Annotated in this window: 11 protein-coding genes; 3 read left to right on the top strand and 8 right to left on the bottom strand. The window is 39.4% G+C overall.

Annotation, left to right across the window (positions count from 1 at the left end; all coding sequences use genetic code 11):
* Nucleotide 1: 1 nt before the first annotated feature.
* Complete coding sequence (locus AAEY57_RS12915; protein ID WP_013463264.1) at nucleotides 2-541, top strand: DUF3833 domain-containing protein; 540 nt, start codon at nucleotides 2-4, stop codon at nucleotides 539-541.
* Nucleotides 542-749: 208 nt separating this feature from the next.
* Nucleotides 750-1,025 (top strand): HU family DNA-binding protein, encoded by a 276-nt coding sequence (locus AAEY57_RS12910; protein WP_008112559.1) that lies wholly within the window; start codon nucleotides 750-752, stop codon nucleotides 1,023-1,025.
* 66 nt (nucleotides 1,026-1,091) lie between these two features.
* Here AAEY57_RS12910 and ilvN read toward each other — a convergent pair whose 3' ends face one another.
* From ilvN to AAEY57_RS12870, 8 genes are all read right to left on the bottom strand, one after another.
* Entirely contained in the window at nucleotides 1,092-1,592 is a 501-nt protein-coding gene (ilvN, locus tag AAEY57_RS12905; RefSeq protein ID WP_128583281.1) for an acetolactate synthase small subunit, read from the bottom strand.
* Complete coding sequence (locus AAEY57_RS12900; RefSeq protein WP_013463266.1) at nucleotides 1,592-3,316, bottom strand: acetolactate synthase 3 large subunit; 1,725 nt, start codon at nucleotides 3,314-3,316, stop codon at nucleotides 1,592-1,594. The genes ilvN and AAEY57_RS12900 overlap by 1 nt, the downstream gene beginning before the upstream one ends.
* A gap of 461 nt (nucleotides 3,317-3,777) precedes the next feature.
* Nucleotides 3,778-4,785: an isocitrate dehydrogenase gene (locus AAEY57_RS12895; protein WP_013463267.1), complete on the bottom strand. Its 1,008-nt coding sequence runs from the start codon at nucleotides 4,783-4,785 to the stop codon at nucleotides 3,778-3,780.
* Between the two features lie 179 nt (nucleotides 4,786-4,964).
* Entirely contained in the window at nucleotides 4,965-6,647 is a 1,683-nt protein-coding gene (locus tag AAEY57_RS12890) for a hypothetical protein (RefSeq protein WP_215522192.1), read from the bottom strand.
* Complete coding sequence (locus tag AAEY57_RS12885) at nucleotides 6,647-7,042, bottom strand: DUF3192 domain-containing protein (RefSeq protein WP_024600863.1); 396 nt, start codon at nucleotides 7,040-7,042, stop codon at nucleotides 6,647-6,649. The genes AAEY57_RS12890 and AAEY57_RS12885 overlap by 1 nt, the downstream gene beginning before the upstream one ends.
* A 69-nt stretch (nucleotides 7,043-7,111) precedes the next feature.
* A complete protein-coding gene (gene xni, locus AAEY57_RS12880; RefSeq protein WP_013463270.1) occupies nucleotides 7,112-7,885 on the bottom strand; it encodes a flap endonuclease Xni in 774 nt (257 codons plus the stop codon).
* Nucleotides 7,886-7,893: 8 nt separating this feature from the next.
* Entirely contained in the window at nucleotides 7,894-9,237 is a 1,344-nt protein-coding gene (ppnN, locus tag AAEY57_RS12875; RefSeq protein ID WP_013463271.1) for a nucleotide 5'-monophosphate nucleosidase PpnN, read from the bottom strand.
* 77 nt (nucleotides 9,238-9,314) lie between these two features.
* Nucleotides 9,315-10,823 carry a GGDEF domain-containing protein gene (locus tag AAEY57_RS12870; protein ID WP_350608033.1) on the bottom strand — a complete coding sequence of 503 codons (1,509 nt, stop codon included), beginning with the start codon at nucleotides 10,821-10,823 and terminating at the stop codon, nucleotides 9,315-9,317.
* Between the two features lie 225 nt (nucleotides 10,824-11,048).
* Here AAEY57_RS12870 and AAEY57_RS12865 point away from each other — a divergent pair, with 225 nt between their 5' ends.
* Nucleotides 11,049-12,839 (top strand): M61 family metallopeptidase, encoded by a 1,791-nt coding sequence (locus tag AAEY57_RS12865; protein ID WP_215522194.1) that lies wholly within the window; start codon nucleotides 11,049-11,051, stop codon nucleotides 12,837-12,839.
* Nucleotides 12,840-13,038 lie beyond the last annotated feature (199 nt).

Below are 13,038 nucleotides of genomic sequence, written 5' to 3'. Positions count from 1 at the left end.
TATGATTAATCTAAAACGTATCAAAGTAACTTTGCTACTGGTAGTAAGCTTCTTTATTGCAAGTTGTTCAGCGCCGAGTGTAGAGCATTACAAAGGCTCAGAACCTAATTTCGATTTTAAGACTTTTTTTAGCGGCGATTTAAAAGCCTACGGTGTTGTACAAGACTTTAAAGGCGAATTAACCCGAAAGCTTGTTGTAGACTTGAGCGCTACGTGGGATGGCAACCAAGGCGTTATTGAGGAAGACTTCGTTTATGATGACGGCGAAACCCAAAAACGTATTTGGAAAATAACCTTAAACGACGACAACACGTTAACCGGTACTGCTTCTGATGTTTTAGGCACGGCCACAGGCAAAAGTGAAGGCAGTGTTTTTCATTGGAACTACAATGTAGAAATTCCTTACGATGGCAGCACTTTTGAAGTTAACTTTGATGATTGGATGTATTTAGTCACCAACACGCGCTTGATAAACCGCACATCTATTGTTAAGTTTGGCGTTGAGGTCGGGGAAGTGACCTTAGTAATAGAAAAAATATAGCGACTCATCACAGTGCATAGCTGCACTATATTTGTGCTTAAATTAAGTTTTTGTTAACCCAACTCGCTGTATTTTACAGTGAATTATTATAATTTTACTAATTTTTTAGTATTTTAGATAAAAAACGTAATTTGCTGTTGCTAACTCTTCGAAAATGCATAAAGATAGGATTTGCGAAGGCAAAATAATAACGAATAGGAATCTAATAATGAACAAAGCTCAACTAGTTGAAAAAATCTCTACTGACGCAGAAATCTCTAAAGCAGCCGCTACACGTGCACTTGATGCATTCACAGGCGCTGTAACTTCTTCACTAAAAGAAGGCAACTCTGTTGCATTAGTTGGTTTTGGTACTTTTTCAGTTAAAGAACGTGCTGCTCGCACAGGTCGTAACCCACAAACAGGTGCAGAAATCCAAATTTCAGCAGCGACTATTCCAAGCTTTAAACCAGGTAAAGGTCTTAAAGACCAAGTAAACCTATAAGGTTTAGGTTTATAAAAATAATAAAAGGGCTATTAAGCCCTTTTTTTTTTGCCGTAAATTTAACGCTTATTTAGCTTTAAGCGCCTTATCTCCGCGACCAATGCCGACCGCGCCAGAGCGAACCACTTCTATAATGTCTGTTTCATGACGTAAGGTATCTAAAAACGACTCTATTTTATCGGTGCTGCTTACCAACTGTAGGCTGTAACTTTGACGCCCCATACCTAAAATAGCGCCCTGAAATACATCTACAACCCGCGTTACAGCAGCTCGCGTAGCTTCATCTTGAGCAAATACTTTTACTAGTAACAGTTCGCGCTCTATGTGGCTCATTTCGGTTAAATCAATCACCTTAAGTACATCGACCAGTTTATTTACCTGTTTGGTGATTTGCTCAACAATTCTATCATCGCCTTTAGTGGTGACAGTAATACGCGAGAGTGACTCATCATCAGTGGTTCCAACAGTTAAACTATCAATATTGTAAGCTCGTTGAGAAAAAAGCCCCACTATACGTGATAACGCACCGGGTTCATTTTCTAATAATATAGATAATATACGACGCATTATGCCTTTACTCCTTTTCTTAACCACATCTCATCTATGCCACCGTGCTTAATTTGCATCGGGTAAACATGTTCTTTTTCGTCTACTAAAATATCTAAAAACACTAATCTATCGGTTATCGACATGGCTTTGTCTATTGCCGGCTGTAATTCATCCAGTGTATTGACTCGTATTCCTACATGGCCGTAACTTTCTACAAGTTTTACAAAGTCAGGAAGTGATTCCATATAGGAAGAGGAGTGTCTGCCGCCATAAATCATATCTTGCCATTGTCTAACCATACCTAGTGAACGGTTATTTAACGAGATCACTTTTACCGCTAAGTTGTATTGTAAACAGGTAGAAAGCTCTTGAATGTTCATTTGAATAGAGCCGTCGCCAGTCACACATAAAGACTCTTTATCCGGAAAGGCGAGCTTAACCCCCATAGCTGCTGGTAAGCCAAAGCCCATGGTGCCTAAGCCACCTGAGTTGATCCACTGACGAGGGTGCTTAAATGGATAATACTGCGCTGCAAACATTTGGTGTTGGCCCACATCTGAACTGACATAAGCATCACCATTAGTCGCTTTATAAATAGCCTCTATAACTGCTTGAGGTTTAATTTTATCGCCATCGGTATTGTAGTTTAAGCATTTTTGTTCGCGCCAACTGATCACCTGTCGCCACCAATCTTCTTGTGCACTGCGGTCTATTTTTATTGGGCTTTTATCTATAGCAGTTTGTAACTGTTCAAGTACCGTGGCTAAACAGCCAACAACCGGAATATGTGCTTTTATGGTTTTGGAAATTGAAGTCGGATCGACATCTACATGCACGATAGTGGCATTAGGGCAAAACTTTTGTACGTTATTGGTAACTCGATCATCGAATCGTGCGCCAAGGGCTAAAATAACATCAGCATTGGCCATGGCTTTATTTGCTTCTAATGTACCGTGCATACCCAACATACCAATAAAGTTAGGGTGAATGCCTGATATACCACCTAGTCCCATTAGGGTATTGGTAATAGGGGCATTAAGCGATTCGACTAAATGGGTTAGTTGTTCTGATGTATTTGAAAGCACAATTCCGCCACCAGAATAAATAACCAGCTTTTTCGCTTCTAAAATAGCAGTAACGGCCTTACGAATTTGTTTAGAGTGACCCTTGGTATTAGGGTTGTAGGTTCTGAGTTCTGTTGCCGCTGGAAAGTTGTAAGCAAAGGTTAGCTCAGGGTTAAGCATGTCTTTAGGAAGTTCAACGACAACTGGGCCTGGGCGACCTGAGCTGGCAATATAAAAGGCTTTAGCAAGAATATTGGGAATTTCACTAGCGCTTCTACAATTAAAGCTATGCTTTACAATCGGACGAGAGCAGCCAACAATATCCGTTTCTTGAAACGCGTCATCGCCAATTAAGTTGGTTGGCACTTGACCTGATAACACCACCATCGGAATAGAATCCATATACGCAGTTGCTATGCCTGTTACACAGTTTGTTGCCCCTGGTCCAGAAGTGGCAAGTACAACACCGACTTCACCGGTTGCTCTTGCGTAACCATCGGCCATGTGTGTGGCGGCCTGTTCGTGACGGACTAAAATATGTTCAATATCATCTTGCTGAAATAGCGCATCATATAAGTCTAATACTGAGCCACCGGGGTAACCGAATATATACTTAACGTTTAACTCTTTTAATGACTTAACAACCAATTCAGAGCCATTATATTCTTGTTTACTCATCCTCATTCCTCTGTTGACTGATTTATGCAAAAAAAAACCCCCGCGTAGTGCGAGGGTTTTAAAAAGCATATTTCACCTTTTAATACATCCCCGCTGGGCTTATCACTAAGACCAGTACGAGTAAGACTAAAAGACGAAATTGTGTGTTCATGATGTTTTGCTCTTTAAAATAAAATGCTGTTTAAATTACAATTTTTGTATGTGGTTATTTTTAAGGCTTTTGCGCGCTCATGTCAACCCAAAACTAACGTTTTTGGATTAAAAATTCATTTTTATATCTTTTTTAATCTTAAATTCTAATTGATGTAAAGTATTCTCACATTAAAAGCAGAAATTATGCATTTTTAATTTTAAGGAGTAGGGAGCTTAAATACACATTAATTACATTAAAGTGATACAAGCGGTTTTGAGCAGGCATAAAAAAAGCCAACAGATGTTGGCTTTATAATTCAATTATACTGTTACAGACGGTCGATTACCGACTGAGTGAAGTCAGTTGTACCATGGCTGCCGCCTAAATCGCGAGTAGTACGGTCGCCTGATTTAATTACATCAGCCACTGCGCTACGAATGCGCTCTGCCGTATCGCCCATATTTAAATGCTCTAGCATTTGAATAGACGCTAAAATAACTGACGTAGGGTTTGCTAGGTTTTTACCTGCAATATCAGGTGCGCTACCGTGAACAGCTTCAAAGATAGCCGCATCTTCACCAATGTTAGCACCAGGCGCCATGCCTAAACCACCAACTAAACCAGCACATAAATCAGATAAAATATCGCCGAATAGGTTAGTCGTTACAATTACGTCAAACTCTTCCGGTGTCATTACTAGTTTCATACAGGTTGCATCAACAATCATTTCAGTTGATTCAATCTCAGGGTAACGTTCAGCCACTTCACGAGCAACTTTTAAGAACAAACCCGATGTTGATTTTAAAATATTTGCTTTATGAACAGCGGTTACTTTTTTACGGCCTTCGCGTACAGCTAGCTCGTATGCAAAAGTAACGATTTTTTCAGCGCCTTCACGGGTGATCACAGACATTGCCTCAGCTTCGTTGCCATCAGCACTCACTACTTGACCTGCACCTGAATACATACCTTGGGTATTTTCACGAACAGTAATAATATCAATGTCATCGTAACGTGCTTTAGTACCTGCGAACGACTTCACAGGACGAACATTAGCGTATAAACCAAACTGCTTACGAAGTGTTACATTGATTGATGTAAAGCCTTCGCCTACAGGGGTCGTTAATGGACCTTTTAAAGTGATTTTATTTTTAGCAATCGTGTCAATTGTTTCTTGTGGAAGCAATTCGCCCGTTTTTTCAAGCGCAGCGAGGCCAGCGTCAACAAATTCATAATCAAAATCGCATCCTGCGGCTTTTAGTATTTCAAGTGCTGAGTCGATAATGCTTGGGCCGATGCCGTCGCCTTTGATCACTGTTATGGTTTGTTTGGCCATGAACTTTTCCTTTAAAGATTTGGATACACACATAAATAAAAAATACTCACAGAGTTTAGACTACTTATATGACAGGGGTGCTAAATTTAAGCCGGCATTTATACCAATTTATTGAACATTTTGCCAGTTTATACTGCAAATACAGGGTATAACTTTAATTTATAGTGATAATAAGCCAGCTAAATACTATTATGCAGACCTAATTGCTGCAGGGATTGATAAAAAATGACCTCACTTTTCCAGCCATGGCGGGTGAGTTGTTGATTTAATATCTGCTGTTGCCATGCTGTTAATGGTTGGTCAGGTTTAAGTGCGCGCTGGGCTACAACTTTCAAAGCTGCCCACAACTTAGCGCTATCATCGAGCTGCTTTTTAGGCAATGTTTCAGCTTTTAATAACGCTATTGCCCAGGGGTCGCTACTAAGTAATTCATTAAGCTCATTAGTTAAATGAGGGGTATCAACATTGTTTATGCCAAAAAATGTGCATATTGGCGTATCTAAGGATTTATTCGGTGTTTGGTCTAAGGTGATTTTTCTAGAAACTTCTGGGCTGTAATTAATTAATAGATAATATAAATAGGCATATAGGCTCAAACTAATGCGTTCACTTTGCAAATTTTTATCGTGTTTTACTAACAGCTCTACAATGTTGACTAAACAACCCATGCGGGTACACAAAAATGTATGTAAAGGATGGGCAATACTATTTACCAACTGCTCAAAAACCATGCCTTGAATAATCGCAGGGGCCTTATCGTAACCTACCATAGACAAGCTATGCCTTAAATCTTTTGCCGGTTGCAGCTCTTTATTATACTGTTTTACTGCATGGCACACTGATTTTATAACATTAGGATAAGGGGTAAGTAATGTATTTAATGCTTTGTAATTGTACTCTTGTTGGTTTTTTATTTGTTTAACTAATTCGTACAAAGAGGACTGTGTGTCGTCACTCTTATGAACAATATGCAGGTATTCACTGTCCCAAACTTTTAAAAACAAGCGATCGTCATTACACGGCCATGCCTTTAAGCCATCCTCTAATGATGCTTTTATTCGATACCAGGCCATTTTTGTATTGGCATTATTAACGATAATATGACGGCCTGCCGAATCTGTAGCCAAATAAATCATTGTTTGGTCAGCATAAACCACTTGGCTACCTGGTACATATTGTCCAACGTGTGCTACTAAGTCTTTTAGTAGCTTCTGTGCGAATGAGTTGGGGGTTCTTATGTACAAATCAGCTATGGCTTTATAAAAACTAATATGCTGCTGTTTTGCGTTGCAGGTTACGTTAAGCGCCAAAATATTTGCCAAAGCAACCAATACACTGGCTCCGTCATAAAGCATGACTTTAGGCGTGTTTAATAATGCGTGTTTGTATTTGGCTAGTTTAGCTAAAATATGGGCAATTTGATGTGCTGGTTGTTGTGATGTCAATATCACTTTGGCAGCGAGTTTATGGCGTAACTGCCACATTTTAGTGTCGGTATTAGTAAATGTTTGCTGTTGGGCTAGTTTATTCAACTGATTAGCAACACAAAGGTGTTCCACCAATGAGGCACTGATATAAAGCTCTGTTAAGTGTTTATCGTAATTTTGGCTAGCACTTAATGCACAGGTTAAAACACATTGATTAACCACTAAATTGGTTGCAAAGCTATAGTGTGTTTTATACAAATTGAGCTGAGCTTGTAACGCCGCTGGGTTTTGTTTATATAACGCTGCGTATTGTTCTGCAAGTTTACAAACAATCGGGTAAAAAGTATGCCACTGGTTTTTATTATTATGTGAACCTAAAAGCAACTGTGTGCTTTCGAGTAGCTTTTTTAGGTTACCCGACAGTGGTGCTTCCATTAAATTGTTCCATCATTTTGCTCAAGGTATTTTTCATAAGCACTTGGGCCCCACATTATTAGTTGGCCGTTTTTAAATAATAACCCGGTACATTCATCCATGGTGGTAATGCCATCCGAGGTTTTATGTTGTGTACGATAAAATATAACTTGCCACACCTGTTCACCATCGCGCTTCGCGTAGGTTAAATCTGGGCTGCCTAAATATTCAAGCACAGCATTTAGCGTAAAAGCATCTTCTAAGCGCAGTTTTTCAATATAGCGTTTATTGAATGCTTCGCGGTCTTGCCAAATCATTGCTTGTGGATCGTCTTTATAAAACATAATAACCGACGTGGCTATCAGTGCATATAAACCTAATCCCAATATCAAATACCTAAAAAACTTTTTAAACATTGCCTACCCAGACCAATATAACTATTACTAGTATACGTATTGCGATCGTTCAGTGCCATTAACTTGCGACTAATTAAGCCTTAACTGCTTTAAACTAAAGCCTAAGTGGATATCAGTACGCAAACTCACCAGTTGTTTAGAAATAACAAACATATCCATATCATCAGCAAGCTTTTTTTGTAAGCGCGCACTTAATGATTCATCGCTTAATGCCTCTTCGAGAGTGTTGTACTGATTCACCAATTGTTGTGCCGATTTAACACCAATGCCTTTAACACCTGGAATGTCATTGGTTTTGTCTCCTGCCAGGGCCCAAAAGTCTATGAGTTTGTGTTGTGCCACGCCAAAACGTTCTTGGATATGCTGCTGTGTGAGCTGTTGTTTTTTAAAGTAATCATAAACTTCAATTTGCTCATTTAAATGCGGTAAAAACCCTTTATCGGTAGAGACAATAGTGTTATTTATCTGATTGTTGGCGGCTTTATGGGCTAATGTTGCAATAATATCATCGGCTTCATCGTTAGTCGGCTCAAATACCACAATGCCGGTTTCTTCAATGGCCGCTTTAAAATGTGGCAAGGCTTCTTTTAACGTTTGTGGCATCGGGGCGCGCGAATGTTTGTAATCTTTGTAAAAGTGATAGCGCCAACTTTTATCGCCATCAAATACAGCAATTGCATGGGTTGCATTAGTGGTTGTTATGAGTTTTTTGCAGGCATGTGCTACTCGAGCGCAGCATGCTTTTAACATATGTTCGTCGCTGTGATGCGTTTGGTTAGCATCAACAGCATAGATGCGCCTAATTAAATTAAGCGCATCAATAAGAAGTAAATGGGGATTCAATTATAAACTCACGCTTTTATTGTATAACAAGGAATATACTTACTGCCAGGGAGCTTCATTCTACCTTGTTCTACAAACGCTTGTAAAAGTGTGTCCATTGCTTTCATTAAATCAGGCTCGCCACTGAGGACATATGGGCCGTCTTTTTTAATCGCATTTAAACCTTCTTCTTTTACATTTCCCGCCACTATTCCCGAAAACGCACGGCGTAAATTAGCCGCTAACTGTTGTTTGGGTTGATCAAGGTGTAAATCAAGCGACGCCATGGCCTCATGAGAGGGGTAAAAAGGTTGCTGAAAATCACTGTCTATTTTCAAGGTCCAGTTAAAGTAATATGCATCCCCTTGGCTTTTACGGTATTCGCGTACACCATTCATTGCCGACTTTAACTTTTGGCTTACTAATTGAGGATCATCAATAATCACTTCAAATTTATCTAGGGCTGCATCGCCTAAAGTCATTTGAATGAATTGACACAGCTCCTCAAAGTAAGCTTCACTTTGTTTTGGACCGGTAAGAATAACAGGTAAACATTGCTTTTCGTTTTCAGGGTGCAACAAAATGCCTAATAGATACAATAGTTCTTCAGCTGTGCCTGCACCACCAGGAAAAATAATAATGGCATGAGCGGTGCGAACAAAGGCCTCAAGTCGCTTTTCAATATCGGGTAAAATAACCAGTTCATTCACAATCGGGTTAGGTGGCTCAGCTGCAATAATGCTGGGCTCAGTTAAACCTAAATAACGGTTGTTAGTTATACGTTGTTTGGCATGACCAATAGTGGCGCCTTTCATCGGGCCTTTCATTGCACCAGGCCCACAGCCAGTACAAATATTTAACCCGCGTAAGCCTAATTCGTAACCTACTTGTTTAGTGTATTTATATTCTATTTCGTTAATAGAGTGGCCGCCCCAACATACAATCATGTTAGGTTCACTATTTACTTTAAGAGCGTCGGCATTTCTAAGCATGTCAAAAACCATGTGGGTAATGGCTTTAGTTTCTTGGAGATTTTTTTCATACTTTTGGCAAATAAATAAGATATCGCGAATAACCGAAAATATGTGCTCATGTATGCCGGTGACTATGTGGCCGTCAACGAAGGCCGTTTGCGGCGGGTTCTCTAATTCAATTTTAATACCGCGTTCACGGCTTACTAAACGAATATCAAAGTCTTTATGTTTTTCGTATATATCGTTACTTACATCGGTATGGCTGCCTACATTAAGCACAGCTAAAACACAATTTCTGAATAACCTGTAGCGTTCGCTTGTTGATGACTGTTCTAGTAGGTCTACTTCTAGCTGCGATAATAAATCTAATACCCCTGTTGGGTTTAACTGTATTAGCATCGGCATTCTCCTTGATACTTCTTGGGTAAATTTACTGCGTAATTATGCCTTGTACTCAAAGGTAGAAATGCATAACACTATTTACTAATGCACAGACGATCCCGGCCTGAATTTTTAGCATCGTATAAAGCTTGATCGGCTCTATCAAATGCTTTTAGAGGGGTATCACCCTCTTTAAATTGGGTTGCGCCTAGCGAAACAGTAATTTCAATTTGTTTGTCTTTAAATTTAAACGGTATCTTTTTAATAGACTGTCTTAATTTATTGAGGTGCGCTGTCGCGTTTTCAAGTGAAGTGCGTGGCATTAATAGCACAAACTCTTCGCCGCCATAGCGTGCAATAAAGTCTGATTGCCTAATCGACTTTTGCAGCGCTTTAGCAATAACTTGTAAAGTAATATCACCCGCGGTATGGCCAAATCGATCGTTGATTGATTTAAAATGGTCGACGTCTATAACAACTAGCGTTATGTCTGACGGTTGTTCGTTAAATAAATTAATTTCGTGGTTGTAACGCTCATCAAATGCCGCGCGATTAGGCAGTTTTGTCAGGCTGTCGAGTAAGCTTTTAAATCGTTGCTCATTTAAACGTTTTTTATAGTTACTGACTTTGTTTTCTAAGCTATTAATTCTTTCATTTATTTGCGTAAAGCTGGCAACTAAAATTCTGCGATCTTTTTGTTCGAGTTGCTCTTTTTCTAAAATATCTGCACTGAGTGAGCGTAACTCGTTTTCAACTAGCTGCTTTAACGCTGTGATTGAGGTCGCATTTTTTGTTTGTGTATTTAAACTTTCTAGCTTTTCACCAATGCGTTGATTTATTGAGTCAAATTCAACATTCATTGATTCAGAGTGTTCACTGGTTGATACCAATGAGCGATGCAGCTCTTCAAGTGTTTGGTTTAATGAAGCTAAAAAGCTTTGCGCTGATTCACGTTCAACGTGAATACTTTTAACAATTAAAGTAATCACACCTATTGCGGCATCAAGTAACTGGTCAACGGCTTTATTTTTAGCAATGCGTTTTTTTATTAAATACAGTGATTCGTTGGCTTCTTCTTCTAGCACGAGCTCACTAACTAATTTAAACAGCTTTTCAGTGAGTACACTTAGATTGGGTGGTTCAAAGGTATTATTGCTTTTAGCAATTAAAGCTTGATGATAAAAGGTGATCAATTGGTTTAATATTGGGATAAACCCATGCACCGATTGTATATCGTCAAGTTGGTTATCTAATAAATGACGCAGCGTTCTGCGGGTTTCGTCAGGCAGGCCTTTCGTTTGTTGTAACTGTTTTCCTGCATTTTGTACGCTGGTTAACAGGTCGCGTTGATGCGCTAGTTGAATCGCTTCCTGATTTTTTAGCAAGGCTAAAATATCATCTACCAAAGGCGAAAAGTCCTCAAAACTCATGCCTTTATTGAGTGCACTGCGGAACTTTGCTAGGCGGTTATCAAGCTCAATATCAAGTCCTTTACAGCTTAAAGATAACTTAGCCGCAAAGTTAGAAAGGGTGTCAACTTGATGTTTACGAGCGCTTTCTATTACTCTTCTACTGTCAATTGCTTGTTTTAGTTTTTGTTCCACCGTATTGGAGCTCCTAGACACCTACACACCATTATTTTAATACCTTTATTGGTTTAGTTTACAACAAAAACATATTAATAGTAGGTATGAGATCAAAAACTTAATGTTTTTAGCAACAAAATACGAACGATCTTAAATATAAGTGTATTTATCGCTTTTAATTCACTTTTAAAATGGGTCTTGTTAATCTTGGTACAACAATACGTTATATAAAAAAGAGCCTTTATGAAAAAGCTACTTGCCTTATCAATTTTAGCTGCCTGTTCAGCACCGGTATTTGCCGACGTTAATTACGCTTTAAACATTTCTCAGCCAGAGCATCATTTAGGTGATGTGAACGTAGAATTTCCTAAAACGGCGCAGTCTTTCTTAGATGTGAAACTTCCAGCATGGCGCACTGGTCGTTATGAAATTTTAAATCTTGCCAATGGCGTTCGCTACTTTAAAGCCAGTGATGATGAAGGTAATGCATTAAAGTGGGAAAAGATTGACCACAGCACATGGCGCGTTCATTTAAATGAACCCACTGAAGTAAATATAGATTACCAAGTGTATGCCAATGAGCTAGGTAAGCGCGCCCGCCATATTGACGACAGCCATGCCTTTATTGATGCATCAGGCTTTTTTATGTTTAGCGAATCATTTCGCCAAGAGCCAGTAACGGTTGAATTAAACGTCCCTAAAGCATGGCGCTCTGTGTCAGGCATGGAAAATTATAAAAATAAGCACAGCTTTAAAGCCAGTGACTATGATGTATTAGTTGATTCGCCAATCGAAACCGGTATTAACGAGCTACGCACTTTTGAAGTTGATGGCCGTGAGTACGAACTGGTGGTATGGGGTGAGGGCAATTATGATATTGAACTGATGCTAACCGATTTGAAAAAGCTAGTGGCTACCGGCAATGTGATTTGGGACAGCTACCCGTATGAACGTTATGTATTTATGGTACACGCTACATCAGGCGCAAGCGGGGCAACTGAGCACTTAAACTCAACGATTATTCAGCGCCCACGCGACCGCTTTGCTAAACGTGAAGACTATTTAGGTTTTATAAGTACTGCAGCTCATGAGTTTATTCATACTTGGAATGTAAAAGCGTACCGTCCTAAAGGGCTTGCGCCATATGACTACACTAATATTAATTATTCAAAATTGCTATGGATAGCAGAGGGCTCTACCAGCTATTTTGAAGATCATTTATTAGTGCGTTCGGGTATTCAAACTAACGATGAGTTTTTTAAAGTATTAAGCAAAACCATTAACCGCCACCTCACAACACCGGGGCGTGAAGTACAAAGTGCCAGCGAAACCAGTTTTGATAAATGGATAAACCAAGGCGGCGATCACGCACGTAACTACAGCACTAATATTTATCTTGAAGGTTCATTATTGTCGATGGCGTTAGATATCGACCTACTTGAAAATAGCCAAGGTAAAATTAGCTACAGAGATGTACATAAAGCGCTTTATAAACAGCATAAATTACCGGCAGGGTTTACTGAGCAAGACGTACTGGCTATTTTAAAACAACTATCAGGGCGTGATTACAGCGCGTGGTGGCAGGCAAATGTTAGCTCACCAGCCAACCTTGATTTTGATGCACTGCTAGCAAAAGTAGGTTTAAGCTTTGAATTACCAGAAAAAGCCAAGGCCACACCAAGCTTAGATGCATTTACTAAAAATACTGGCGAGTTACTTACGCTTACCCATGTACGCCGCGATGGTGCAGCATGGCAAGGCGGCTTAACCACCGACGATAAACTCGTCGCTATTAATAAAAAGCATGTAGGTAAAGACTTAACAGCCAGCCTAGAAACCTTTAAAGCAGGCGATAAAGTCACTGTTGATTTTATTCGTCGTGATGCATTAATGTCGACTGAGCTTGTGTTGTCTGAAGACTTCGACAAACCTAAAAAAGTGGTTGCGAATAAAAATGCCACTGATGAGCAAAAAGCATTATTTAAAGCATGGATGGGTGTAGCGCATCCAAATGATGTGAAAAAAGACGACTAACATCGTATATCATATTGTTTAAAAAGGAGCTTAGGGTACAAACCCTGAGCTCCTTTTTTGTTTATTGGGCGCTATATTGTAACAATTTATCTCAGCGCAGTTGACCTTACTCATACTTAATGAACCTGAGATCTGGTTAAGCCAACATTAGATTATTACTCTCTAAAATTTCAAGTTCTTGCGATGTTAAATCTAATGA

The organism is Pseudoalteromonas sp. MER144-MNA-CIBAN-0113 (genome assembly GCF_040308965.1).
GTDB classification, from domain to species: domain Bacteria; phylum Pseudomonadota; class Gammaproteobacteria; order Enterobacterales; family Alteromonadaceae; genus Pseudoalteromonas; species Pseudoalteromonas tetraodonis.
The sequence above is the reverse complement of the archived record's forward strand: the minus strand, read 5'-3'. Positions and strand labels throughout refer to the sequence as shown.